This window comes from Arthrobacter hankyongi (assembly GCF_022012395.1).
Lineage (GTDB): Bacteria > Actinomycetota > Actinomycetes > Actinomycetales > Micrococcaceae > Crystallibacter > Crystallibacter hankyongi.
Genome location: NZ_JAKLTQ010000004.1, coordinates 116,410 through 141,416, shown reverse-complemented (window position 1 = coordinate 141,416; position 25,007 = coordinate 116,410). Strand labels below are relative to the sequence as shown.

The 25,007-nt window shown below is 70.3% G+C and carries 25 protein-coding genes; 12 read left to right on the top strand and 13 right to left on the bottom strand.

Translation table 11 applies throughout. The features are described 5' to 3' along the window. Positions 1-48: 48 nt before the first annotated feature. Complete coding sequence (rlmN, locus tag LVY72_RS08315) at positions 49-1,314, bottom strand: dual-specificity RNA methyltransferase RlmN (protein ID WP_237819606.1); 1,266 nt, start codon at positions 1,312-1,314, stop codon at positions 49-51. A gap of 167 nt (positions 1,315-1,481) precedes the next feature. On the opposite strand from rlmN, the gene LVY72_RS08310 reads away from it, so the two are divergent. Together LVY72_RS08310 and LVY72_RS08305 are read left to right on the top strand one after the other, a co-directional pair. Continuing rightward, positions 1,482-1,976: a GNAT family N-acetyltransferase gene (locus LVY72_RS08310; RefSeq protein WP_237819604.1), complete on the top strand. Its 495-nt coding sequence runs from the start codon at positions 1,482-1,484 to the stop codon at positions 1,974-1,976. Between the two features lie 36 nt (positions 1,977-2,012). Then, positions 2,013-2,471, top strand: coding sequence for an acyl-CoA thioesterase (locus LVY72_RS08305; protein WP_237819602.1), 459 nt, complete (start codon positions 2,013-2,015; stop codon positions 2,469-2,471). Between the two features lie 112 nt (positions 2,472-2,583). Here the strand turns inward: LVY72_RS08305 and LVY72_RS08300 are convergent, their stop codons facing one another. Together LVY72_RS08300 and LVY72_RS08295 are read right to left on the bottom strand one after the other, a co-directional pair. After that, entirely contained in the window at positions 2,584-3,732 is a 1,149-nt protein-coding gene (locus tag LVY72_RS08300; RefSeq protein WP_237819882.1) for a pyridoxal phosphate-dependent aminotransferase, read from the bottom strand. A gap of 187 nt (positions 3,733-3,919) precedes the next feature. Further along, the gene (locus LVY72_RS08295; protein WP_237819600.1) at positions 3,920-4,123 is read right to left on the bottom strand and encodes a hypothetical protein; all 204 of its coding nucleotides are present in this window, start codon (positions 4,121-4,123) and stop codon (positions 3,920-3,922) included. A gap of 266 nt (positions 4,124-4,389) precedes the next feature. Here LVY72_RS08295 and LVY72_RS08290 point away from each other — a divergent pair, with 266 nt between their 5' ends. After that, entirely contained in the window at positions 4,390-4,842 is a 453-nt protein-coding gene (locus tag LVY72_RS08290) for a VOC family protein (protein ID WP_237819597.1), read from the top strand. 5 nt (positions 4,843-4,847) lie between these two features. Here LVY72_RS08290 and LVY72_RS08285 read toward each other — a convergent pair whose 3' ends face one another. Continuing rightward, positions 4,848-5,243 carry a hypothetical protein gene (locus tag LVY72_RS08285; RefSeq protein WP_237819595.1) on the bottom strand — a complete coding sequence of 132 codons (396 nt, stop codon included), beginning with the start codon at positions 5,241-5,243 and terminating at the stop codon, positions 4,848-4,850. Positions 5,244-5,296: 53 nt separating this feature from the next. Next, complete coding sequence (locus LVY72_RS24610; RefSeq protein ID WP_237819593.1) at positions 5,297-8,035, bottom strand: helix-turn-helix transcriptional regulator; 2,739 nt, start codon at positions 8,033-8,035, stop codon at positions 5,297-5,299. Positions 8,036-8,176: 141 nt separating this feature from the next. On the opposite strand from LVY72_RS24610, the gene LVY72_RS08275 reads away from it, so the two are divergent. From LVY72_RS08275 to LVY72_RS08265, 3 genes are read left to right on the top strand one after another with little or no spacing between them, the layout of a single operon-like run. Further along, complete coding sequence (locus LVY72_RS08275; protein ID WP_308190721.1) at positions 8,177-8,410, top strand: cation transporter; 234 nt, start codon at positions 8,177-8,179, stop codon at positions 8,408-8,410. Between the two features lie 33 nt (positions 8,411-8,443). Further along, positions 8,444-8,902, top strand: a complete 459-nt coding sequence (locus tag LVY72_RS08270; RefSeq protein ID WP_237819591.1) for a hypothetical protein — start codon at positions 8,444-8,446, stop codon at positions 8,900-8,902. 40 nt (positions 8,903-8,942) lie between these two features. Continuing rightward, entirely contained in the window at positions 8,943-12,188 is a 3,246-nt protein-coding gene (locus tag LVY72_RS08265; RefSeq protein WP_308190720.1) for a heavy metal translocating P-type ATPase, read from the top strand. 33 nt (positions 12,189-12,221) lie between these two features. Here LVY72_RS08265 and LVY72_RS08260 read toward each other — a convergent pair whose 3' ends face one another. Beyond that, positions 12,222-12,644: an arsenate-mycothiol transferase ArsC gene (locus tag LVY72_RS08260; protein WP_237819589.1), complete on the bottom strand. Its 423-nt coding sequence runs from the start codon at positions 12,642-12,644 to the stop codon at positions 12,222-12,224. Between the two features lie 49 nt (positions 12,645-12,693). Here LVY72_RS08260 and LVY72_RS08255 point away from each other — a divergent pair, with 49 nt between their 5' ends. After that, positions 12,694-13,128 carry an arsenate reductase/protein-tyrosine-phosphatase family protein gene (locus LVY72_RS08255; RefSeq protein WP_237819586.1) on the top strand — a complete coding sequence of 145 codons (435 nt, stop codon included), beginning with the start codon at positions 12,694-12,696 and terminating at the stop codon, positions 13,126-13,128. Here the strand turns inward: LVY72_RS08255 and LVY72_RS08250 are convergent. Further along, positions 13,088-13,660, bottom strand: coding sequence for a TetR/AcrR family transcriptional regulator (locus LVY72_RS08250; protein WP_237819584.1), 573 nt, complete (start codon positions 13,658-13,660; stop codon positions 13,088-13,090). The genes LVY72_RS08255 and LVY72_RS08250 overlap by 41 nt on opposite strands. A gap of 85 nt (positions 13,661-13,745) precedes the next feature. Between LVY72_RS08250 and LVY72_RS08245 the strand changes: the two genes are divergently transcribed. The 4 genes from LVY72_RS08245 to LVY72_RS08230 all read left to right on the top strand — a co-directional run bounded on the left by LVY72_RS08245 (position 13,746) and on the right by LVY72_RS08230 (position 18,336). Next, complete coding sequence (locus LVY72_RS08245) at positions 13,746-15,284, top strand: MFS transporter (RefSeq protein WP_237819582.1); 1,539 nt, start codon at positions 13,746-13,748, stop codon at positions 15,282-15,284. A 39-nt stretch (positions 15,285-15,323) separates the two neighbouring features. Next, positions 15,324-15,665 (top strand): metal-sensitive transcriptional regulator, encoded by a 342-nt coding sequence (locus LVY72_RS08240; protein WP_237819877.1) that lies wholly within the window; start codon positions 15,324-15,326, stop codon positions 15,663-15,665. A gap of 21 nt (positions 15,666-15,686) precedes the next feature. Continuing rightward, positions 15,687-15,911 carry a heavy-metal-associated domain-containing protein gene (locus tag LVY72_RS08235; protein WP_237819580.1) on the top strand — a complete coding sequence of 75 codons (225 nt, stop codon included), beginning with the start codon at positions 15,687-15,689 and terminating at the stop codon, positions 15,909-15,911. Between the two features lie 154 nt (positions 15,912-16,065). Continuing rightward, positions 16,066-18,336, top strand: a complete 2,271-nt coding sequence (locus LVY72_RS08230) for a heavy metal translocating P-type ATPase (RefSeq protein ID WP_237819875.1) — start codon at positions 16,066-16,068, stop codon at positions 18,334-18,336. Positions 18,337-18,409: 73 nt separating this feature from the next. On the opposite strand, the gene LVY72_RS08225 is transcribed toward LVY72_RS08230, so the two are convergent. The 4 genes from LVY72_RS08225 to LVY72_RS08210 form a co-directional block, all read right to left on the bottom strand. Then, positions 18,410-18,685, bottom strand: coding sequence for a DUF2277 domain-containing protein (locus LVY72_RS08225; RefSeq protein WP_237819578.1), 276 nt, complete (start codon positions 18,683-18,685; stop codon positions 18,410-18,412). A gap of 94 nt (positions 18,686-18,779) precedes the next feature. After that, positions 18,780-20,303, bottom strand: a complete 1,524-nt coding sequence (locus tag LVY72_RS08220; protein WP_237819576.1) for an HNH endonuclease signature motif containing protein — start codon at positions 20,301-20,303, stop codon at positions 18,780-18,782. 148 nt (positions 20,304-20,451) lie between these two features. Then, complete coding sequence (locus tag LVY72_RS08215) at positions 20,452-21,810, bottom strand: MFS transporter (RefSeq protein ID WP_237819574.1); 1,359 nt, start codon at positions 21,808-21,810, stop codon at positions 20,452-20,454. A gap of 247 nt (positions 21,811-22,057) precedes the next feature. After that, the gene (locus LVY72_RS08210) at positions 22,058-23,188 is read right to left on the bottom strand and encodes an EamA family transporter (protein WP_237819572.1); all 1,131 of its coding nucleotides are present in this window, start codon (positions 23,186-23,188) and stop codon (positions 22,058-22,060) included. A gap of 152 nt (positions 23,189-23,340) precedes the next feature. Between LVY72_RS08210 and LVY72_RS08205 the strand changes: the two genes are divergently transcribed. Then, a complete protein-coding gene (locus LVY72_RS08205) occupies positions 23,341-23,895 on the top strand; it encodes a CGNR zinc finger domain-containing protein (RefSeq protein WP_237819570.1) in 555 nt (184 codons plus the stop codon). Positions 23,896-23,960: 65 nt separating this feature from the next. On the opposite strand, the gene LVY72_RS08200 is transcribed toward LVY72_RS08205, so the two are convergent. Both LVY72_RS08200 and LVY72_RS08195 read right to left on the bottom strand, forming a co-directional pair. Beyond that, positions 23,961-24,371 (bottom strand): hypothetical protein, encoded by a 411-nt coding sequence (locus LVY72_RS08200; protein ID WP_237819568.1) that lies wholly within the window; start codon positions 24,369-24,371, stop codon positions 23,961-23,963. 53 nt (positions 24,372-24,424) lie between these two features. After that, the gene (locus tag LVY72_RS08195; RefSeq protein ID WP_237819566.1) at positions 24,425-24,997 is read right to left on the bottom strand and encodes a hypothetical protein; all 573 of its coding nucleotides are present in this window, start codon (positions 24,995-24,997) and stop codon (positions 24,425-24,427) included. Positions 24,998-25,007 lie beyond the last annotated feature (10 nt).

The window sequence follows — 25,007 nt, the reverse complement described above, 5'->3', positions numbered from 1 at the left end:
TTGCCATCATCCATGGAGGATGAGGGGTGGCAACTACCCCGGGGCTAGCTACTCCGCGGCTGCGAGCTGACCGCAGGCGCCGTCGATCTCCTTGCCGCGGGTGTCGCGCAGCGTCGTCGGAATGCCGGCGGCGGACAGCCGGTCGACGAACTCGCGGGTGACGGCCGGCTCGGAGCTGGTCCAGATGGAGCCCGGCGTCGGATTCAACGGAATCGGGTTCACATGCACCCAGCCGCGGCCGCGCTGGTTCAGCTTCCTGGCCAGCAGGTCGGCACGCCACGGATGGTCGTTCATGTCCTTGATCAGCGCGTACTCGATGGATACGCGCCGGCCGGTGGTGCGGTAGTAGTTGTAGGCCGCATCCAGGGCCTCGTCCACCTTCCACCGGGAGTTGACCGGGATCAGGTCATCGCGCAGTTCGTCGTCGGGCGCGTGCAGGCTCAGCGCGAAGGTCACCGGAAGGTCCTCGGCCGCGAGCTTGTTGATCGCCGGAACCAGGCCCACCGTGGAGACGGTGATGTTGCGCGCACTCATGCCCAGGCCCTCGGGAGCCGGGGCCGCCATCCGGCGGACCGCGGCCATCACGCGCTTGTAGTTGGCCAGCGGCTCGCCCATGCCCATGAACACGATGTTGGTGACGCGCTCGGCGTCCTGACCGGCCTCGGCCGGTCGCCGGCTGCCGCCGAGACCGCCTTCGGCGATGACCCGGTTGGCCTGCACGATCTGGTCCAGGATCTCCGCGGTGGACATGTTGCGGGTCAGCCCCGCCTGGCCGGTGGCGCAGAACGGGCAGTTCATGCCGCAGCCGCACTGGCTGGACACGCACAGCGTGATGCGGCCCGGGTAGCGCATCAGCACGGACTCCACCAGCGAGCCGTCGAAGAGCCGCCAGAGGAACTTGATCGTGTCCCCCTTGTCCGTGGCCAGCCGCTTGACCTCGGTCAGCAGCTTCGGAAACAGCGCGTCCACGAGTTCCTCGCGTCCGGCCTTGGGCAGGTCGCTCATCCGCTCCGGGTCGGTGGTGTAGTGCTGGAAATAGTGGACCGAAAGCTGCTTGGCCCGGAACGCCGGCAGGCCGAGCTCCTTGAGCTTCTCCTGGCGCTCGGCCAGACTCAGATCCGCCAGATGCACGGGCGGCTGGGTCACCCGCGGGGACTTGAACTGCAGCAGCGGCCGGCCCTCGGTGGTGACGGCCTGCTGCCAGCCCTCGGCCGCCGGGCGGACCTGGGGACGGACCGGGGCATCGGAAGGCGCAGCGGCGGGCGCAGTCGAAGGCACGGCGGAAGACACAGTGGAGGATTTATGGGAAGACATTGGCACTATTGTCTCATAGAGACTAAAGTTCTCCCGCTCGACCGCGCCCGGCGGCACCGGGAGCCGCCGTCGAGGATGTAAAGGACTTTGAACCGGACGGAAACACTGCCGAAACCGGGCGTACCTAGGCTTTAGTTGCATACACCTTCGGCAGACAGGAGGCAGTGATGCAGCATCCCCGGCTCACCATCAAGGAAATGCCCTGGTCCAACCCTGTAGGGGCGGACCTGCGCGCGGCCCAGCAGCGGGAGCTCAGCTCCCGCTTCGGCACCGCCGACCACGAAGCCGGCCCGCCGCCGTCGGCCGAGGACATGCCGGTCTTCCTGATTGCCTACGAGAAGTCCTCGGGCCAGCCGCTGGGCTGCGGCGGCCTGCGGCGGCTGGATGAGTCGACGGCGGAGATCAAGCGGGTCTACGTGGTCCCCTATGCCCGCGGCTCGGGCGTCTCCGCGGCCATCCTGGCGGCGCTGGAAGCCAAGGCACTGGCCTCCGGCTACGCGGAGATCCGGGCGGAGGCCGGCTCGGTGCAGAGCGACGGAATGCGGTTCTACGAGCGCGGCGGCTACCTGCCGATCCCGAATTTCGGCCCATACGAAGGGGTGGCCGACTCGCACTGCTATGCCAAGACGATTGCCGTGCGGACCGCCGCCACGGTGCCGTAACGGCCTGGCCGGCGCCGCCTCGGCTACCCTCGGACCATGGCTTCCGAGACTTCTGCGACTTCCGACGAGATCAACTTCCACACCCGCAAGTGGGTGCGGCCCGAGGACCTCAACGCCAACGGCACGCTCTTCGGCGGCAGCCTGCTGCGCTGGATCGACGAGGAAGCAGCCATCTACGCGATCATCCAGCTGGGCAACGGCATGGTGGTGACCAAGTACATGTCCGAGATCAACTTCGTCAGCTCCGCAGAGCAGGGAGACCTGATCGAGATGGGCCTGACAGCCACACATTTCGGCCGGACGTCGCTGACCATGCGGGCCGAAGTGCGCAACATCATCACCCGTAAGAGCATCCTGACCATCGAGAAGATCGTCTTCGTCAACCTGGACGAAGAGGGCAACCCGGCGCCGCACGGCTATACCGAGATCACCTACAAACGGGACCGTCTGCCGAGCCACCATCTGGGCATCAAGGCGCCGGCGGAGCAGGACTAGCACCCGCCTCTTCCCCGATTCCCATTTCGGGGGGAGGAGGAAGTGGGAGGGGCGGGGAAGTGGGTCCGAGGGGAGGGAAAAGCGAGGTCCTTGGGGAAGGTGGGCGCGGGGGTCAGTGCCGGGCCTGGAAGCGGATGATCCGTTCCACCGCCTCGGCCACCGCCGCCTCGCCGGCGGCAAAGGAGAGGCGGACCGAACGGGTGCCGTTCACGGCGTCGAAATCGGAGCCCGGCACCAAGGCCACCGACTCCTGCTCCAGCAGTGCCCGGCAGTAGTCGGCCGAACCGGCGAAGCCGGCCAGCTGCGCGCCGAGATCCGCATACAGGTAGAAGGCGCCGTCCGCGGGCGCTGCGGCCCCCCAGTCCAGCCGGCCAAGGTTTTCCAGCAGCAGCCTGCGCACCTTCGCATAGCCGGCCACCGCGGCGTCCGCCTCGGCATAGGACTCATTGCTGAAGGCCTCCACCGCCGCCAACTGGGCCGGCGCCGGCGGGCACAGCGCCACGTTCCCGGCGAGCGCGTCCATGGCCCGGGCCAGGTCTGCGGGCATCAGGGCCCAGCCCAGGCGCCAGCCGGTCATCCCCCAGTACTTCGAGAAGGAGGAGATGACGACGCCGGTCCGGTCCAATTCCCAGGCGCAGACGCCGCGCGCGTCCGGGGACTGCGGGTCCGCCGGGTAGGTGATGCCGTGGTAGATCTCGTCACTGACCAGACGCACGCCGTTGGCCGCGCACCAGCCGGCCAGAGCCTCGATTTCCGCACGGGTGGCCATGGTGCCGGTCGGGTTGGCCGGAGAGGCCAGCACCAATCCGTCCAGCGGCCCGTGTGCCGCGGCTTCCAGCAGCGCGGGCGTAGGCTGGTAACGCTCGGCCGGGCCGCAGTCGATCTCCACCACCTCGCAGCCCAGCGCCGTCAGGATGTTGCGGTAGGCCGGGTACCCCGGGCGGGCCAGGGCCACCCGGTCCCCGTGGTTGAAGGCGGCGAGGAACGCGAGCATAAAGGCGCCCGAGGATCCGGTGGTGATGGCCACCTCCTCCGGGGCGACGTCCAGGCCGTACCAGCGGCCATAATGGGCAGCCACTGCCTCGCGCAGCGGCCGGATGCCCAGCGCCTCGGTGTAGGTCAGGGCCAGGCCGGAGGCGTGGAGCTGCGCGGCCTTGGCGGAGACCGCCCGGGGTGCGCCGCCGGAGGGCTCCCCGGCGCACAGCGAGATGACATCGCGGCCAGCTGCCCGCAGCTGGGCCACCCGGGCCAGGATGTTCATGACCTCGAACGGCGGGACCAGTGCGCGGCCGGCAACCTTCAGGGGCGGGGTCACGAGTCTCTCCGATCGCGGCGGCCGGGCCAGGCGGGTTCCGGGATGATTTGAATTCGACTGGGCAGGGTGGACCGACCCGACGGCGAGAAACCGCCAGCCCGGCTGCGTCGGGCGGCGCTCAAGCTACGAACTGTCAGTCCACGAACTCGGACTGCGTCTCGATGAAATCCCAGTCGCGCTGATGCAGGGACTTCTCCTTCAGGTCCGGGCCGCCGGCCTCGTACACAGCCAGTGCCACATCGGTATCAATGACCTCGGCCCGCAGGTTCTCGCGGAACCATTCCTTGTGGTCGGTCTCCAGATCCACCCACCATTGCTCAATGTGCCGTTCCACCATTGCTCAACCCTCCGATCGGACCGTTACTTCCACCGTAGGCGGGCACGGCAGGTGCATCAAGGGTATGCCGCCCGAACCCGGCACCCCCTTGCCTTCACCCCCTGTCCGATGCCATTGTGAACGGTGTCCGGCCCAGGCCGCGCCGCTCCATCCGAGGTTTCCAGGCTGGCTCCGGAGCGCGCGCCGCTTTCGTATGGCCGGTTCAGTTCCTGTTGACGTCCAGCAGCCCACCCCGTTGGCCCGAACCTTCGCGAAAGGACCACCCCATGGCACGCATGATCTTCCCCAACCTCCCCGTCTCCGATCTGGGCAAGGCGACCGAGTTCTACACCGGGCTCGGCTTCGCCAAGGAACCCCGCTTCAGCAGCGAGGAGTGCTCGGCCATCACGGTGGCGGAGAACATCACCGTGATGCTGCTGGAGAAGGGCATGTACGAGGGTTTCCTCGGCGAAGGCGGCACGGCGCACCTCAATTCCAACGCCAAGGAGGTGCTCAACTGCCTTAGCTGCGATTCACGCGAGGAGGTCGATGACCTCGTCGCCAGGGCCGAGGCCAGCGGCGGCAGCGTCTACCTGCCGGCCAAGGAACAAATGCCCGGCATGTATGGGGCCTCGGTTGCCGATCCCGACGGCCATGTGTGGGAGCTGCTCTGGATGTCGCCGCAGGCTATCAAAGACGTCGCGGCGCAGAATACCGGCCAAGAGACAGCGCAGGCCTGACCCGGTCAGCCGCGCCGGGCCGCGGCGGCCTCCCGGTCCCTGACCTCGGCCCAGTCCGGCGGCAGCTGGCCCGAGGAGCAGTCCCACACCAGCACGGTTGAAGGCCGCAGCACGCCGCGCAGCGCCAGTTTGGCTTCGCGGTGTGCTGCGCTGGCTTCGAACCGGGCCAGGCAGTCCCGCCGGGACCACGCGGACACGGTCCAGATGGCAGCGGCGGCAGGTTCGAAGGCGAACGCATAGCCGAGCAGTCCGCCGGCGTCCCGGAGCCGGCGCCGCACCGGCAGCATCCGGTACAGGAGCCGGGGCAGGTCGCGGTAGGAGCGCAGCCGCAGGCACACGGCAACCACGGTGCAGCCGCCGGCGGGATCCGGGGTACCGGGGGTCCATGATGTCGTGAGCATGGCCGCCACGCTACGGCCGCACCGGCCCGGATCGCACCGGTGGAATTGCCGGGTCACGCCCCGCCGGAAGCGTTTCCTTCCAGCCGCCGGCGTATCAGCTCGGCGCGGGTGCTGATGCCGAGCTTGGCAAAGACATTGCGCAGGTGGAAGTCGATGGTGCGCGGGCTGAGGAACAGCTGGGCGGCCGCCTCGCGGTTGGACAGGCCCTGTTGGACGAGCCCGGCCACCTGCAATTCCTGCGGCGTGAGGGCGGCCGTGGTGGACGGATCCCGCTTCCGGGCCGTCCTGCCCGAGGCCCGCAGTTCCTGGCCCGCACGTTCGGCCCACGCCCGTGCCCCGAGGTCGGTGAAGGTGTCCAGGGCCGCCTGCAGATGGACCCGGGCATCGACGCGCCGCCGGGCCCGGCGCAGGAATTCGCCGTAGGCCAGCTGGGTCCGGGCCCGGTCGAACACGCGCAGCGAGGAACGGTGCCGTTCCAACGCCGCCAGATACAGCGCCTCGGCGCCGGCGCCCTCGGCGAGCAGCGCCTGCCCGTGCGCGACGGCGGCAGCGGGCCACGCGTTGCCGGTGGCCGCAGCGTACCGCCGCAGGTCATCGAGCCAGGCGGCGGCCTGCTCCGGCCGGCCGGACCGCACGGCGGCCTCGACGCGGTCGATCGCCGTCAAGTACTGCATGCCGGGCAGCTGCAGCTGGGCCAGATGGTGGAAGGCGGTATCGGCCTGGCCGCTGCGGAGGGCCTTGGCCCACAGCAGCACATCGTGCGCCATCCCGCCCAAGGTTCCCAGCTGGCGGCCGCCGGCAACGTCCTCGGCCTCGGCCAGGTGTCCGGCGAAGCCCTCGTCCTGCTGCACGGCGTCGAGCAGTGCCAGCATGGCCAGCGGGTAGGCGGCCAGCCCGGCTTGCCCGGTGCCCCGCGCCAGCTGCAGTGCTTCGGTGGCGGCGGCGCGGGCATTGCCCCAGCTGCCGGTGACGAAGTCGGCCAGGCCGCGCCGGGTGAGCGCATACAGCGCCAGCACGTAGGCGCCGGTGCTGCGGGCCCGGGCCAGCAGCAGACGGTGGTACTGCAGGTACTCCCGGTCATCGCCGAGCAGCATGGCGGCGACGCCCAGGTTCGGGAGCAGGTCCTGGTCGGCATCTTCCAGCGACGCGCCGTCGGCATAGGCGGCCCGGAGCACGGCCGCGCCCTCTTCCAGCTCTCCGCAGCGCACGTGGTGGAACCCGACGAGCAGGTTCCAGCAACAACGCTGGCGGGCCGGTGCACCGTCCTCCGGTTCCGTTGCCAACGACACCGGGCTGACGCCGCCGTCGGCACCGCCGCCGAAGGAGGCCAGGGCCGCGGCGAACATGGCCATCTGCCGGGCGCGGACCGGATCGGCAGGGGCAACCTCCCGGGCTCCCTCCAGCACCAGGTGATGTCCTTGCTGCAGGGATCCGGTATTCCATTCGATCCGGGCCCGCAGCAGCGCGGCATCGGCACGCAGGCCGGGATCCGTGGCAGCGTCAAGGGCCACGTCGTTCAGCGCGCGGGCCCGCACCGGCTGGCCGGCCAGCCAGGCACTGCCGGCCGCAGCATGCAGGAAAGCCGCCTTGGCCGCTGCGTCGGTGCTCAGTCCGGCCGCCCGTTCCCAGGCGGCCACGGCGGCCTCGTGCCCGCCGCGCCGGCGGGCCCGGTCGGCGACCTGGTCGAGCTCCGCGGCCACTGCCGGGTCGGGCTCCTCGGCAGCGGCGGACAGGTGCCAGACCCGCCGGTCCCGGTTGTGTTCGCCGGCCAGCGCGTCGGCCAAGGCGCGGTGCACCTGCCGCCTGAGCTGGCCCGGCGCCGCGCCGTAGACGGCCGAGCGGACCAGCGGGTGACGCAGCTTCAGCTGCCCGTCCTGCACGCTCAGCAGGCCGGACTGTTCCGCCACCTCCAGTCCGTCACCGCCGGCGCCCAGGGCCCGGGCCGCCGCGCGCACCACCGCCGCCGCCCCGGCGTCGTCGGCCGCGGCCACCAGCAGCCAGGTCCGGGCGGATTCCGGCAGGCTGCGGTAGCGGTCCAGGAAGGCGCGCTCGACGCCGGCGGTGAGCGGCAGGCGGGCCGGCAACCGGGAGGTTCCGGCCAGTTGGTCCACAGACAGCGAGCCGGCCAGCTCGACCAGCGCCAGCGGGTTGCCGCCCGTGCCGCGCACCAGTTCCCCGGCTACTTCGGCCGGAACCTCAACGCCGGAGCATTCGGCCAACACGGCTGCGGCGGCGGCCTCGTCAAGGCCGGACAGCACAATCCCGGGCAGGTCCGCACTGTCGAAGCGGCGCTCGTCCCCGTCCCGGGCGGCAAACAGCAGGGCCACCCGTTCGGCATCCAGCCGGCGCGCCACGAACAGCAGCGCTGCGGCGGAAACCTCGTCGAGCCACTGCGCATCGTCCACCACGGCCAGCACCGGCCCGTCCTCGGCGGCATCCGCCAGCAGGCTCAGGGCGGCCAGGAAGATCAGGAAGCGGTCGACGCCGTCGGAGGCGATCTCGCCGAAGGCGGCCCGCAGCGCCCGGGCCTGCGGCTCGGGCAGACTGCCGGCGCGCGGCATCAGCGGGCGCAGCAGCCGGTGCAGGGCCGCGAACGCCAGCGGCGATTCGGACTCGATGCCTGCGGTGCGCAGCACCTGCATCCCCTCGCTGCGGGCCACGGCGTCGTCCAGCAGCGTGGATTTACCGACGCCGGGCAGCCCGCGTACGACCAGGGCGCCGCCGCGCGACGCCCACGCCTCGTCCACCAGAGCCGCGATCGCGGCGCGTTCATCCTGCCTCCCGTGAACCACCGGATGAGTCTAACAACGCACCCGGGCGCAGAGCCCGCTGTTTCCCCGCCAAAACCCGGCAATTTTGCCGGTCCGAGCCACCTGCCCCCGGTTGGATGATCGAACCGTCCAAAACCGCAGCAACTGCCCAAGGAGCACCCCGTGAACACCTACTCCGCTACCGGATCCGACGCCCAGACCACCGCCTTCCAGGTGGCAGGGATGTCCTGCGGCCATTGTGAAGCCGCCGTGACCGGCGAAATCAGCCGCCTGGCCGGCGTCCGCTCCGTCCGGGTGGACCTGGCCACCGGCACCGTGACCGTCGCCAGCGACAGGCCGCTGGCGCGTGCCGACGTCGCGGCCGCCGTCGACGAAGCCGGCTACACGCTCGCCTGATCCTTCCCTACCCCAGCCAGCAAAGGAATTCCCGTGGACAAGACAGCACTGCAACAGCATCCTGCCGATCACCGCGCCGGCCGCCGCACCGCCGTGTGGGCGTTCACCCGGCACTACCTGGAGATGGTGGTGGCCATGATCATCGGCATGGCCGCCCTGGCACCGGTCTGGTCCTGGGCCACGGATGCGCTGGGGGTGTCCGCGGTGTTCGACCGCCCGGACGTCGCCGCATTGGTGATGGCCACCAACATGACGCTGGCGATGTCCGCATGGATGCTCTACCGCGGGCACCGCTGGGCCCCGATCGCCGAGATGGCCGCGGCCATGTACCTGCCCTTCGTGATGCTCTTCCCCCCGCTGTGGCTGGGCGCCATCTCCGGGCACACCCTGATGGCCGCCGGACACCTGCTCATGCTGCCGGCGATGGCGCTGGCCATGCTGCTGCGCCGCAGCGAGTACACCCACGCCCACCACGCCGGGCAGCACCACTGACCTGCCGGCCGACCCGCCGGCCCGGACGGAAGGACGGACCATGACCACTTCGACCCTGACCGAATGCGCCCTGGAGATCGGCGGGATGACCTGCGCCGCCTGCGTGCGGCGGGTGGAGAAGGCCCTGGCCGGGCTCGACGGCGTGGCCTCCGCCCGGGTGAACCTGGCCACCGAGGTGGCCACGGTCGCCTACGACCCGGCGCTGGTGCAGCCCGGCGGGCTCGCCGCCGCAGTCGCCGCCGCCGGGTACACCGGCACCGTGCGGCCCCGGCCCGGCACCCCGTCCGCACCGCCCAGCGAAACCGGGGACGCGCCGTCGGACCCGGATCCGGAGGCCCGGCGCGACGCCGAACTCGCCGCCCTGAAACGCCGGTGGCAACTGACCCTGGCCACCGGCCTGGCCATGATGGTGCTGATGTACCTGCCGCTGCCGGTGGACGCGATGGACTGGCTGATGCCGCTGCTGCTGGTGGTGGCCACCGCGGTCCAGTTCTGGGCAGGCCGCGGCGTCTATGCGGCCGCCGTCGCCGCCGCCCGGCACCGCACCACCAACATGAACACGCTGGTGGCCCTGGGCACCGGCGTGGCCTACGGCTACAGCGGGTTCGTCACCCTGTGGCCCGCCACCGCCGAAGGCTGGGGCCTGCCGCTGCACGTCTACTTCGAGACCTCGCTCGTAATCCTGGCCCTGGTGCTGTTGGGCAAGTGGCTGGAAGGCCGGGCCAAACGGCAGACCGCCGCCGCCCTCAAGGCCTTGGCGGACCTGGCGCCCCGGACCGCCAGGGTCATCCGCGGCGGCAGCGAGACCGACATTCCGGTCGAGGACGTCGCCGTCGGCGACTTGGTGCGGGTCCGGCCGGGTGAGAAGATCCCCGTCGACGGCCTGGTCACCGACGGCGCCTCCACGGTGGACGAGGGCATGCTCACCGGCGAGAGCGTCCCGGTGGACAAGGCCGCCGGCGACGCCGTGATCGGCGCGACCGTGAACCGCACCGGCTCGATAGTGCTGCGCGCCACCGCCGTCGGCTCCGACACCACGCTGGCCCGGATCATCCGGCTGGTCGAGGACGCGCAGGGATCGCGGGCCCCGATGCAGCGGCTCGCCGACAAGGTCTCGGCCTGGTTCGTGCCGGCGGTGCTGCTGATCGCTGCCGCCACCTTCACCGGCTGGGCGCTGTTCGGGCCGGAAAGCGGCAGGATGACCCTGGCCATCGGCACCGCCATCGCGGTGCTGATTATTGCCTGCCCGTGCGCCCTCGGCCTGGCCACCCCGACGGCGGTAATGGTGGGTACCGGCAAGGCCGCCGAACTGGGCATCCTGATCGGCAACGGCGAGGCCCTGGAACAGGCGCGGCGGCTGACCGCCGTCGTGCTGGACAAGACCGGAACCCTCACCACCGGCCGGCCGGCCCTCACCGGCATCAAAACGGCCGGGAACTGGGATGCCGACGAGATCCTGGCCCTGGCCGCCGCGGCCGAACTCGGCAGCGAACACCCGCTGGGCGAGGCCATCACCGCCGCCGCCCGGGAGCGTGGCCTGGACCTGCCGCCGGTGCAGGGCTTCGAGGCACTGCCCGGACACGGAATCCGGGCCAGCGCCGGCGGCCGCACCGTCGTCATCGGCAACCGGGCCTTGATGGCCTCGGCCGGCGTCGACACGGCCGCGCTGGACGAGGCCGCAGCGGCCGCCGCCGAAGCCGGGCAGACACCGATGTTCGTCGCCGTGGATGCCCGGGCGGCCGCCCTGGTCGCGGTCGCCGATACCATCCGGCCCGAGTCGGCCGACGCGGTGGCCCAGCTGAAGGCCGTGGGCCTGGAGGTGTGGATGCTCACCGGGGACAATGCCGCCACCGCGGCCGCGGTCGCCCGGGCCGCCGGCATCGACCGGGTGCTGGCCGAGGTGCTGCCGGCGCAGAAGGCGGACCGGATCGCTTCGCTGCAGAACGGCGGGCACGTGGTCGCCATGGTCGGTGACGGCATCAACGACGCCCCGGCGCTGGCCCAAGCCGATCTGGGCATCGCCATCGGCACCGGCACCGACGTCGCCATCGCCGCCTCGGACATCACCCTGGTCGGCGGTGACCTGCGCGGCATTGTCGCCGCGATCGCGCTGTCCCGGCGCACGGTGTCCACCATCAAGCAGGGCCTGTTCTGGGCCTTCGCCTACAACGTGCTGCTCATCCCGGTGGCCGCCGGAATGCTGTACTTTGCCGGCGGAATCCTGCTGGACCCGGTGCTGGCCTCCGCCGCCATGGCGATGAGCTCGGTCAGCGTCATCACCAACGCACTGCGGCTGCGCGGCTTCCGCCGCCCGGCCGGCGTCCGGGAGATCCTGCATCCGCCGCTGCGCGAGCGGCTCGGCCGCTACGCCTACCTGGCCGGCGTCGGCGCCCTGGCCGTGCTGCTCGGGACCGGGTTCACCGTGCTGAGCCGGTCGGATGCCGCCCAGCGGGGCATGAACGGCGTGCTGGCCTGGACCCAGTCCACCGGCATGCCGATGCGCCCGGCCATGAGCACCATGATGGCCGCTGAGATCGACCCGGCCGATGCCGAGGACGCCGGCGTCGAGGTCAGGCTCGAGGTCCCCGCCACGGCCCGGCCGGGCCGGCCCACCCGCGTGCTGGTCCACCTCGCCGATGCCCACACCGGCCGGCCGGTGGCGGACCTGGGCCGCAGCCACGCGGTGTTCATGCACCTGATTGCCACCCGGGAGGACCTGGGCACCTTCACCCACGTCCACCCCGAGCCAACCGGGGAGCCCGGAGAGCTGGCCGTCGACATGGCCTTCCCGACCGCCGGCCGCTACCGGATCGACACGGAATTCCGCCGGCAGGGCGAGATGGCCGACATCCACGATGTCCAGCAGGTCCGCATCGCCGGTCCGGCGGTGTCGGTTCCGGCGGGCCTGGCCGAGGACACTCGTCCGCAGACGGTTGGCGGGGTGCGGGTCTCCCTGACCGGTGCCGTACGCGCCGGCCGGACCAGCGAACTGGTCTTTTCCTTTACGGATGCGGTGTCCGGGCGCCCGCTGGCCGACCTGCAGCCGTATCTGGCCGCCGCCGGGCACGTGGTCATTATGGGTGCCGACGGCAGTTTCGCCCACGAACACGCCGAGGTCGAGGACGCCGGCGGCAACCCGGTGTTCGCGCTACCCGGCCAGACGTTCGGACCGGAACTGACGGTGCATGCGCGGTTCGACAACCCGGGCCTGTACCGGCTCTGGGGCCAGTTCCGCCTCGCTGACGGCAAGGTGGCCACCGTGCCCTTCACGGTCAGGGCGGCCTGACCCGGGCCCGGCCCGGCCGGTGCGGCCGGGCCGTCAGCGCTGGGTAAGTTCCCGGTGCAGCGCCTCGACCCGGGCCTTGATCTCGTCCCGGACCAGGCGCATCCGCTCCGCACCGTGGATCCCGCGCAGGCTTGGCTCGTCGATTTCCCAGCGTTCGTACCGGGTGCCCGGCAGCGGTTCCAGCTGGGCATTGCTGCCGAGGATGACGACGACGTCGGCGGCCCGCTGCGCCTCATCCGTGACCGCGGTGGGTACCGTGTCACCGATATCGATGCCGAGTTCGGCCAGCGACGCCGCCGATTCCGGGTTCACCGACCCGGCCGGAGCCGTACCGCAGGAGCGGACCCGGACGGTGCCGGCGGCCACCTGTTCCATCAGACCGGCCGCCATCGGGGACTTGCCGCTGTTGCTGGAACAGACGAAGAGGACACTGGGCTGGTCTGCTTTGAAGTTCACTGGCTGCTTTCCGTGGACGGGATTGGTTTACCCGGCGAATAATAGCCCCATGACCGGATCCCCTGCCTACCGACCCTCCGTCCTCTTCGTCTGCGAGCGCAACGCCGGCCGCTCGCAAATGGCAGCCGGCTTTCTGGCGCAGCTGGCCCGCGGCACGATCGACGTCCGGTCCGCCGGGCTGCGTCCGGCCCGCGAAGTCAGCCGCGACGTCGTGGCGGCCATGGCCGAGGAAGGCATCGACATCTCGGCCGAACGGCCCAAGGCCCTGACCGCCCAGGCGGTGGAGGACGCCGACATTGTCGTCAGCCTGGGCTGCGGCGGCAATGTCCCGGTGCCGCCGGGCAAACGCTACGAGGACTGGGACCTGGCCGATGCCAAGGGCAAGGACGTTGCCGGCCTCCGGCCCCTCCGGGACGAGATCCGCGGCCGCGTCCAGCAATTGCTCACCGAGCTGCTGCCGGCCCTTCATCCGGACGCGAGCTAGCAGCTACCAGCACGTCCACCTGCTCCAGCACTGCCTCCAGCTCCTCGTCCGTCACACGCGGCGCGGCGACGCCAGCGGAGAGGAAGGTCGCGCTGTAATACAGCCCGTCCCCCATCAGCTTGACCGCCTGTGCCAGGGCCCGGCTGCCCAGACATGACTCCAGTGCCTCCAGCCAGACATCCTGGATCCCGGCGAAGGTCGCCTCAGCGGCCGGATGGCCCTGCTGGACCAGCCGGGCCGCCGCGACGATCGCGCGGTCCAGCGGCGAATCCACGTACCGCGAGGTTCTGACGTAGTAGCGCGCGGCCCCCTCGGGCGCCGCCTTGATGGTGTCCGCCTCCGCCGCTGTCAGGGCTGCGAGGCGTTCGCAGAGCGCCTCGACCATGGCTTCCTTGGACCGGAAGTGGTACAGCAGCCCGCCCTTGGAAACACCGGCGGCCGCTGCCACCGCATCCATCGTGGCGGCCCTCTCCCCCTCCTTGATCAGGATGTCTTCGAAGTTGTCGAGGATGCGGTCTCTGGCACTGGACATGCCTCCATGGTACGTCGCACCGGCTTGGCGACTAAACCGTCCAGACGGTACAGTAGGGCCAGACCGATTTTCCAAGGAGACACTCATGCTCGCCCTCGAACTGCGCGCCGGCCGCAAAGAATGGACGGCCCTGGCCGTGCTCATGCTGCCGGTCCTGCTGGTCGCCGTCGACAACACCGTGCTCAGCTTCGCCGTGCCGGCCATTTCGCTGGCCTTGAACACGACCGGCACCACACTGCTGTGGATCATCGACATCTATCCGCTGGTGCTGGCCGGGCTGCTGGTCGCCATGGGCAGCCTCGGCGACCGGTTCGGGCGCCGGCGGATGCTGATGATCGGGGCCGCAGGGTTTGCGGCGCTCTCCGTCGCCGCCGCCTTCGCGCCCAGCGCCGAAGCCCTGGTGGCGGCCCGCGCGGGACTGGGCGTGTTCGGCGCAATGCTGATGCCCGCCACGCTCTCGCTGATCCGCAACATCTTCACCGACCGCAGGCAGCGGCGGATGGCCATTGCGGTCTGGGCCGCAGGCTTCTCCGCCGGCGCCGCCGTCGGCCCGCTGGTCGGCGGCGTGCTGCTCGAGCACTTCTGGTGGGGCTCGGTGTTCCTACTGGCGGTTCCGGTCCTGGCGGCCATGCTGGTCCTGACGCCGCTGTGCGTTCCGGAAAGCCGCGATCCGCATCCCGGCAGCGTCGATGTGCCCGGCATCGCCCTGTCCGTACTGACCATGGTGCCGGTCGTCTACGCCATCAAGAACCTAGCCAACGAGGGCAGCCCGGCCGTCACCGCCGCCGCGGCGGGCCTCGGGATCCTGGCCGGCTGGCTGTTCACCCGCCGCCAGCTGGGCCGGCCGGAGCCGATGCTGGACGTCAGGCTGTTCCGCGTGCGACCGTTCACCGGCGCGGTGCTGGTGAACCTGCTGGCGGTCTTTTCCCTGGTCGGGTTCCTCTATTTCGTTTCCCAGCACCTGCAGCTGGTGCTCGGCCTCAGCCCCCTGCAGGCCGGCCTGGTTCTGCTGCCAGGCCTGGCCGTCACCGTGATCGCCGGATTCGCCGCCGTGCCGCTGGTCCGCCGGATGCCTGCGCACCTGGTGGTTTCCGCCGCCCTGCTACTCTCGGCCGGCGCCTACTGGATGGTGGCCGCCGCCGGCCAGGGCGCTCCGGCCGGCACGCTGATGGCCGCGTTCGCCCTGCTGGGTGCCGGCGTCGGTGCCTCGGAGACCCTGTCCAACGACCTGATCCTCTCCAGCGTGCCGGCCGCCAAGGCCGGCGCCGCCTCCGCGGTGTCCGAAACGGCCTACGAAGTGGGCTCGGTCTTCGGCACGGCGCTGCTCGGCAGCATCCTGGTCTCTTCCTACCGCAGCCAGCTCCAACTGCCCGCCGGCCTTGACCCGGAACAGGCCTCGGCCGCTTCCGAAACCCTCGGCGGGGCCATCAACGCCGCCGCCGGCCTGCCGGCCGACACCGCCGGGCAGCTGCTGGACTCGGCCCACCGGGCCTTCGACAGCGGCGTGCAGGTCACCGCCGGCATTGCCGCGGTCCTGATGCTCGCCGCCTCTGCCCTTGCCTGGTGGACGCTGCGCCCGCAGACCAAGCAGCCGGCTTCCACAGCCTTGCCACATACCCCATAGGGGTATATTATTGGTGCCATGAGCGTGGAAAGGGAGATCATGAGCACCAACGACATCCCGGATACCGTGGTGGCCGACATCCATGTCGGCCACGCCTACACCAGGGACAAGGCCGCCTACCTGCGCCGGCTCAAGCGCATTGAGGGTCAGGTCCGCGGCATCGCCCGGATGGTGGACGAGGACAAGTACTGCATCGACATCCTGACGCAGGTCTCGGCCATCAACAAGGCCCTGCATGCGGTCAGCCTCGGCCTGCTCGAGGACCACATCGCCCACTGCGTGGTCGGCGCCGCCCGGGATTCGGAGGCCTCCGGGGACCCGCAGCTCGTGCAGGACAAAGTGAAGGAAGCCGCGGACGCCATCGGCCGGCTGCTCCGCTAGGAACCCGCCAAGGAGAACACCATGACCACGACCCGGATCAGCATCGACGGCATGACCTGCAGCCACTGCATCGACGCCGTGACCGAGGAACTGACCTCGCTTACGGGCGTCCAGCAGGTCGAGATCGAACTGAACAAGGGTGGCATTTCCACCGCCACCGTTACTTCCGAGGGATCGCTGGACCCGGAACAGATCGGCGAAGCTGTCGCCGAGGCCGGCTACCTCGTCGTCGCCGCGGACGCCTGAGCGGCCCGGCAGCTCCGAAGGACGCAGCCGGACTGCACAGACCAGAAGGAATGAGGGGACCATGGCCCAGGAAACGGGCACTGACGCAGCGGCCGGCACAACCGGCAGCACCGGCCGGACAGACACCCGGCTGGTTGAACTCGACATCGAGGGGATGACCTGCGCCTCGTGCGTCAGCCGCGTGGAACGCAAGCTCGGCAAGATCGAGGGCGTCTCCGCCAGCGTCAACCTGCCGCTCGAATCTGCACAGGTGAGCGTCCCCGCGTCCGTCACGGACCAGCAGATCCTCGACACCGTCAAGGCCACCGGCTACAAGGCAACGCTCCGGACGGCCCACGGGGCGCCGTCGGCCGCACCGCAGCCCGGGCACCCGGACCACCGCGGCCAGACGCAGCATGCGGACCAACACAGCCCAACGGACCACCCGGCCCATGAAGACCATCTGGCCCACGGCGGCACCACTGCGCAGCTGCGCCCCCGACTCCGGGCTGCCGTCGTCCTGACCATTCCCGTCTTCATCATCTCCATGGTTCCGGCCGCGCAGTTCCCGCACTGGGGCTGGGCTGCCTTGGTCCTCTCGGCCCCGGTGGTGTTCTGGGCTGCATGGCCGTTCCACCGCGCCGCCGCCGTCAACGCCCGGCACCTGGCCTCCACTATGGACACCCTGGTCTCCCTCGGTGTGCTCGCGGCGTTCATCTTCTCGGCCTGGCAGCTGGTCATGGACCCGATGATGACGGCGCACGTGCACGGCGGCATGGCCGAACACGCCCTCTACTTCGAGACCGCCGCCGTTGTGGTCACCTTCCTGCTGCTCGGCCGCTATCTGGAGGCCAACGCCAAGCAGAAGGCCGGCAGCGCGCTCCAGGCGCTGCTGGACCTCGGCGCCAAGGAAGCCACTGTGCTGCGCGGCGGCATCGAGGTCCGGGTTCCGGCCGAGCAACTGGTTCCGGGCGACGAGTTCGTGGTCCGCCCGGGCGAGAAGATCGCCACCGACGGCTACGTGGTCCAGGGCCGCTCCGCCGTGGACACCTCCCTGATCACCGGTGAATCCGTGCCGGTCGACGTGGGCGTAGACGATGCCGTGACCGGCGCGACCATCAACACCTCGGGGCAGCTGCTGGTGCGGGCCACCCGTGTCGGCTCCGAAACCACGCTGGCGCAGATGGGACGGCTGGTCAGCCAGGCCCAGGCCGGCAAGGCACCGATCGCCCGGCTGGCGGACCGGATCAGCGCGGTCTTCGTCCCCATCGTGCTCGCCATCGCCGTGGCCACTTTCGTGTTGTGGCTGGCCTTCGGCGGCGGCCTCGAGGCGGCCTTCACCGCGGCGGTGACGGTGCTGGTCATCGCCTGCCCGTGTGCGCTGGGCCTGGCCACACCCACCGCGCTGCTGGCCGGCACTGGGCGGGCCTCCCAGCTGGGCATCCTGATCAAGGGTCCGCAGATCCTCGAGGACACCCGCCATGTGGACACCATCCTGCTGGACAAGACCGGCACCGTGACCACCGGCCGGCTGGCGGTCGACACCGTCACCGCCCTGAACGGACGCACCTCGGCCGAGGTGCTGGCGCTGGCCGGCGCCGTCGAGGCCGGTTCCGAGCATCCCATTGCCAAGGCCGTGGTCGAGGCCGCCCGCGCCGCCGGGCCGGTTCCGGTCCTGGCGGATTTCCACAGTGCCGCCGGCGGCGGTGTGCGCGGGACCGCTGCCTACGACGGCGGTGCTCTCCTGACGCTGGTGGCCGGACGCACCGGCTGGCTCGAGGAGAACGGCATCGCCCCCAGCACGGCGGAACAGGCCGCATTCAAAGGTCAGCAGGACGGCGGAGCCACCGCCATCTGGCTGGCCGTGGACGGTGAAGCGGCCGGCATTGTCAGTCTCAGGGACACCGTCAAAGACAGCTCGGCCGACGCGATCAGCCGGCTGAAGGAACTCGGACTGCGGCCGGTCCTGCTCACCGGCGACAACGCCGCCGTGGCCGACCGGGTGGCCGCCGCCGTCGGCATTGCCGCGGAAGACGTCCACGCCGATGTGCTCCCCGCGGACAAGGTGGCAGCGGTCAGGCAGCTGCAGGCCGCGGGCCGCACCGTGGCGATGGTTGGCGACGGGGTCAACGACGCCGCCGCCCTGGCCCAGGCGGATCTGGGGATCGCCATGGGCTCGGGCACCGACGTGGCCATCGAGGCCGCCGACATCACCGTCATGGGCAGCGACCTGCACCAGGTGGTGCAGGCCATCGAGCTGAGCCGCCGGACGCTGGGCACCATCAAGGCCAACCTGTTCTGGGCCTTCGCCTACAACACGCTGGGCATCCCGGTGGCGGCTCTGGGCCTGCTGAATCCAATGATCGCCGGCGCCGCCATGGCCGCCAGCTCGGTGCTGGTGGTGGCGAATTCGCTGCGGCTGCGCCGGTTCGGCTCCCGGGCCTGAAACCTGGCCGGGTATCAGGCCTGAACCGGCCGGGCCTGCACCTGCCTGACTCGGCAGGGCCGAGGGAGCGGTGCTAACCTGCGGCTCCGAAACGGGCCAGCGACCGGGCCCGGGCCTTGGCGGCCTCCTCGTCCCGGTTCTTGGCCGGGGCGGTGGTCACCAGCGAGTCCAGCAAGTGCTGCGTGATGTGCGCGATTTCGTGCACTGCTTCGTTGAAGGCAGCCTCGTTGGCCTTGGACGGCTTGGTGCTGCCGCTGACCTTGCGGACATACTGCAGGGCGGCGGCCTCGACCTCGGCGCTGGTCGCGGCCGGCTCGAAGTTGTACAGCTGTCGGATGTTGCGGCACATGGCGTCTTCCTTCCGGAGTCGATTCCCACTGCCATTGTCCCCGGCCGGGGACAATGGCACACCTGCTGATGACGCACCCGCTGGGGCACCCGGGTCAGAACGGCGGCGGTTCGTCCGGGCCGGCATCCCCCGCGGCCGGACCGGTGGCCGGGCCCGCTGCCGGACCCGGACCCGAGGCATCCCCCGCGGACGGCAGCGCGACGCCCCAACCGTCGTCGGGCTTTGTGGTGTAGCGGTGGCCGGTGCGCGCCGTCCAGTGGATGTGGCCACCCGGCCCGGGCCTGGCCCGCCACCCGCCGTGCTGCTTTGCCGCATGGTGGGCTTCGCAGAGGCACTGCAGGTTCCCGAAGACGGTTTTCCCGCCGGCTTCCCACTCGGTGACATGGTCGATCTCGCAGTGTGCGGCGACCCGGCGGCAGCCGGGGAAGCGACAGTGGCGGTCGCGCAGCCGGACCAGGCGTTTGAGCCATCCGGGCGGGATACGCAGGTTTGCCGCAGCGGCAATGGCCTGTCCGTTGCCGTCGGTCAGGACGGGAAGCCAGGACTTGGCCAGGGCGGCCAGTTCCCTCGCCTGTTCCGCGGGGATGGGCCCGTACCCGGCGAGATCCCCGGGTTCACTGCCCAGGCCGGCGGCTGTCGCCAGCGGCAAGGTCACCGCGACGCCGGTGATCACCACCGTACCGGTCCCGGCACAGTTGTCCGGGGTGCCGCCCAAGGCCTGCCCGGGCGCGGCCGAGCCGGTCAGCAGGTCGGTGATTACATCGGCCCGCAGCTGTGGCAGGGTCCGGGCCTCCTCCGGTCCCTGCAGTGAACGGGCCAGGGTCTGGACGCGGTGGTAGATCAGGCAGGCCTTGTCCGCGCTGGTACGGATCCAGAGTTCGGCCATGCCATCATCCTGGGGAACGAGCCTGACGTCCCGGGACTCGTTGGCGCGCCGGTGGCGTTCTTCCAGCGGTTCGGGATGAAGGTGGTGCCGGGCCGTACGGCAGCGGGCCTCAACACCTTGGCGGGTAATGGTGCCGGCCTCCGGGACCACGGCCTGCTCGAAGTCCGGCAGGAGCTCCACGGGCAGGTCGGCGGAGCCGCGGGCGATGGCCGCGGCACGGGCCAGGTCCAGCTCGCCGGCGGCCATGGCGGCCGCGGTGGCCGGCAAATGGGTGCAGATCTGGGCGGCATCGGCCAGGTTCTTCCGGGCCTCGGCATCGCCCAGGCCCAAGGCGACGGCGATTTCCCCGGCCGCGAAGCGGGAGAACCCGTCGACGGCCCCGGCCTCGGCACCTGCAGCCGGGCGCAGCTGCGTGAACCGGTGCAGGGCCTGCACCATCAGGGACTGCACCATGGACTGCAGGCGTCCGGTGGCCTTGAGGAAGTCGATGATTTCCGCGTCCCCCAGGCCGGCGATGCGGCTGTCCGCGACCTGCGCGGCCAGTTGCGCGACAGGAGTCACGGGATCGCCGTCGGCCGCCAGGGCAGGCCGGAACTGCTCTGCCGCCGGCGCCTCGGTTGGCAGGTTCAGCTGCCCGGCCCAGGCATCCAACAGCAGCTTGTGGACGCAAAGCTCCAGCACGGACCTGTCCCCCTCCTCGGGGAGCAGGTATTCACGCTGGCCTCCGTCCATGGCTGTACGTTATCGGCCGGTTCCGACAATTTGGTTCCGTCCGGAGCAGCCCGCGCGGATCCGCCGCAGAAACAGCGATAGCAAAACAGGCAGCGGCGGGACCCGGCCTAAAGCCGGACCCCGCCGCTGCCCCGGACTGCCCGGAAGGCTACTTCGCGTCCACGGACTCGCGCTCCGGCACCGTCTTATCGGCCGCCGTCGCCGGGGCGCCCAGCACCGGCTTGCCGAGCATGGAGATGAACACGGCGCCGATCAGCATCGGGACGATGAACAGGAAGTACAGGTCCGTCGGCGCCCAGCCGCCGTCCATCAGGGTCCCGGCGATGATCGGGGAGGCAATGGCACCCACCCGGCCCATGCCGATGACCAGGCCGAGGGCGGTGCCGCGCACCTCGGAGGTGTAGTAGGTCGGGCTGATCGCGAGCATGCCGGCAATCGGCGCATTGGAGCCGAAGCCGACCAGGAAGGCGGCGAACAGCGCTCCGGCCAGCGAGCCGGTGGACAGCGAGAACGCGCCGAAGGTCAGGCCGCCGAGGACAAAGAACACCGCGAGCACCTTGCGCATCGGGAAGCGCGCCCCGAAGAAGCCCAGCACCACGGCGCCGACGATGGCCCCGACGCTGAACAGCACGCCTGCGTTAATGCCGTCCTGCTGGCTGAAGCCGCTGGCGGTGACCAGCTTGGGGGTCCAGGAGTTGGCGAAGTAGAAGCTGGCCATCAGGACGAAGTAGGTGAGCGAAATCAGGATGGTCCGCCGGGCGTTGGCGCCGGTGAGCACATCCGCGAAGCGGGACTTCTTCTTTGCCGCTACCGGGGCAGCTGCGGGCAGCTCGGCCACCGCCGGCTGATCCATCCGGCGCAGCACCTTGTTCACCCGCGGCAGGGCGCCGGACGGGCGGCGGGCCAGCAGGAAGTCCACCGACTCCGGGACGGCGAACAGGATGAGCGGGATCATGACGGCGGTGATGATGGCACCGAAAATGAACGCTGCATGCCAGCTGAAGGCCTGGATCAACATGCCGGTAATAATGCCGCCGACGACGCCGCCGATCGGCTGGCCGATGCTGACGATGGCCAGGGCAGTCGAGCGGCGCTTGGCATTGGAGAACTCGGAGGCCAGCACATTGGCGGTAGCCTGCAGGGTGCCCACGGCGAGTCCGGTGATGAAGCGCAGGGCCACCAGCACCTCGTAGCTGGGGGTAAACGCGGAGCCGAGCATGCCCAGCGCGACGATGACCGCACCAATCAGCAGCGTCCGCTGCCGGCCGATGATGTCCGAGATGCTGGAGACAAAAATGGAACCGATGGCCATGCCCACCAGCGCCGCGCTCAGCAGCACGCCCAGTTCGGAAGCGCTCAGGGCCCAGTGCTCCATGACGGCATTGGCGCTGAACGCCATGACCAGTACGTCGAAGCCGTCGATCATGTACAGCGCCATGCAGATGGCGATGACGCCGACCTGCACACGCTTCATTGGTGACGCCTCGATGCGCGCCTTGATGTCCATAGGGTGCCTCACTGTGTTGCTTGCCACGGCAGCCGCGCCCGGCACGATTGTTCGAATGACGAACAGGTGTGCGGACCGACCGTTCGGTCAACCACTATATGATGCGGATTACGCCTCAATGTGTCGCTGGCCATAGTCTGGGACGCAAATCACAGGGGCAGGCCGGTGCGGCCGCTGCGAAAAGGCTCCCGGATACGCCATGGGCCGGGCATTGCCGCCCGGTCCATGGCCTCCACACCTGCCGCCGCTAGCCAGCCGGCCCGGCTTTCGCCGCCACCCGGGGCCCGTGCGCGGCCGACGGCGCGGCGGGCGCGGCCGGCTCAGGCACAGACACGGCGGGAACAGGCACGATCGACGGCGCAGCGGGCGACGGCACAGCAGACGACGGCGCGGCCGGCGACGGCGTACGCGAGGCACGGGCGCGCGGGGGACGCAGTTCGTCGAGGCGCACCAGCAGCACCCCGGCCACGATCAGGGCGCCGCCGGTGAGCTGGATGCCCGCGGGCAGTTCGCCCAGCAGCAGCCAGGCCCAGAGCACGGCGAAGAGCACCTCGGTCAGGGATACGAACGAAGCCACCGTCGAGCCGAGGGCACGAGCGGCCATGATGCCGCTGACGTAGGCCAGCACCGTGGAAAATACAATCAGCCCGGCCAGCGGGACCCACCAGGGTGTAGGCCAGGCGGCCAACTGGCTGTCGGCCAGGCTGAACTGCATGGGCAGGACGCGGACGGCGCCGAGCAGCAGCATGGTCGCCCCACCCACCAGCATGCCGCCGGCGGCGAGCACCAGCGGCGGCAGGCCGTCGTTCTGCTTGGCGGTGATAAAGAAGTAGACGACCAGGCAGACCGCAGCACCCAGGCCCCACAGGACCCCGCCGACGTCGAGCTTCATGCCGCCGGCGACGTCGAGCACCAGCACCAGGCCTGCGAGGGACAGCAGCGACCCTGCGATGGTGGCGGTGCGCGGAGTGCGCCGGGTGGAAATCCACAGCCACAGCACGATCAGCACCGGAGCCAGGTACTCCAGCAGCAGCGCCACCCCCACCGACAGTGTGGATACGGCGTTGAAGTAGAAGAGCTGGCAGCCGGCCACACCGAATAGTCCAAAGAGCACGATGGTCCGCCAGTTGCTGCGCAGCGTGGACCAGCGGCCGCGCAGCAGCACCAGGGCGGGCACCAGCAGCAGCAGTGCGGCACCCAGCATTCGGACGGCGACGGCGGCGCCGGGCGTCCAGCCGGCTTCCAGCAGTGATTTGGCAAAAGAGCCGGAGAGCCCGAAGACTGCCGACGAGGCCAGCGCAATCCACACACCGGACACTCCGGGCTGGGCCAGGCTGCGCGGCGGGCGGAGGGCGGCGGCATCCGTGGAAGAACGCATAGATAACCCCTGAACACAATGAAACGGCGGCGCGGGGGATCCTGGCGGCCGCAGCGGCGGGAACCGCCGTACGTCACAGGAGGCGGCAGGCATGTCAGGAATAACCCACAAGTATACTACTGACATTATTTCGAAGGACGTCAGGAGTCAAAATGACGTTTGCCTATGACACCGAGCAATCCCTCGTGGACATGGCGAAACTGATCAACACGGCCGCGCATGGATCGGACGAACTGCGCACTCCGGCGGACCTGGACGGATTCCTCGACATGATCGAATTCACCGGTTCCCGGACGCACACGGAGGACGAACTGCAGGCCGTAAAGGACTTGCGGCCGCGGCTCCGGTCAGCCTGGGCCGCCAGCGAGGACGATGCCGTGGAACTGGCCAACGCGATCCTGCGCGAGGCCCGGGCGCTCCCCCAGTTGGTCAAGCACGACCATTGGGACTACCACCTGCATGCCACCACCCCGGAGGCCCCGGTTGATGTCCGGCTCGCCGTCGAGGCCGCGATGGCTCTGGTGGACGTGATCCGCGAAAAGGAACTGGACCGGCTGCAGCTCTGCGCGGCCGACGACTGCGACGCGGTACTGGTGGACCTGTCGCGCAACCGGTCCAAGCGCTTTTGCGACACCGGCAACTGCGCCAACCGCACGCACGTGGCCGCGTACCGGGCGCGCAAGCACGCCGCAGTCCGGAGCGCCTGAGGCCTGAAGGCCTGAAGGCCGCCCGCGCGCCCGGTGCCCCGGCCGCGGCGCCGGATCGGCGAGGATCAGCGGCGCGGTGAGGCGCCGTCGTCGGGCTCCCCGTCCCGGGGGCCGGCATCCGGCTCGGGCGGCACGGGAGCGCCCGGCTTGACCGATCCGGCACCGCCCGGAATCTTGGAGGAAACCCGGTGGATCCCGGAGCCTTCGCTCAGATGGTTCGGATTCTCCTTGGTGGACATGGTCAGGACGGCCACCACCAGCAGGGACGCAATGAAGGCAATACCGGCCGCAGTCAGTCCCAGGTCCCAGCGCAGCGCTTTGGAGGCGCCGCCGGTGGAGAAGATCATGGTGAAGAAACCGGCGATGACACCTAGCACCGCGGCAAAAATGAGGGGCGCCTTGACCGACACCCGCGGCTCGTTCGGGCGTCCTGACGCATTCTTCGCCACCGTGGTTTCCTCCTGGTTACTGCTCAAAGTCCCCATCCAGTCTACCTGCCGCAGACCGCTGTCCGTCCGGGCTGCCGCGGCTAGGGTCGGACGGAGCCCGTCCGGACCGCGTCGTGGCGGTAGCTCAGGGCGGCAATGAACAGCACGACGGCGGTGATAATCGCCGCGCCGCCGGCCACGCCGAGCAGGGCGTGCGCGCCCAGCGGCACGAAGAACGGCAGGGCGGCGCCGAAGCCCACGGCCACCGCACCGGTAATCAGCCAGTCCTTGGCCAACACGCTGCGGGCCGCTTCCTGCGTCCTGCTGCGCCACCACAGCAGCAGCTCCACGGCTCCGGAGAGCACAAGCCCGGCCGCCGCCAGCCACGCCAGGGCCGCGGGTGTAGGAAAGAACAGCACGAGCGCACCTGCCACCGCCAACACTGCGGCCGCCGCGCCGAGCAGCCGGCGCTGCGGCGCCGCCTCCGGCCGCCGCGCCAGCAGCCAGACCGATACGCCGGTCAGCAGCAGGAAGGCCGCCACGGCGAGCGACGCCGGGCCCTGCGCCGGTTCCTGCCAGAAAATGGAGACCGCGCCGAAAACGGCGGCGACGGCGGCTCGGAACAGAGTGGGCTGCCAGAAGGCGGCAGCTTGGGCGGTTGGGGAAATGCTCACGGTAGAGAGT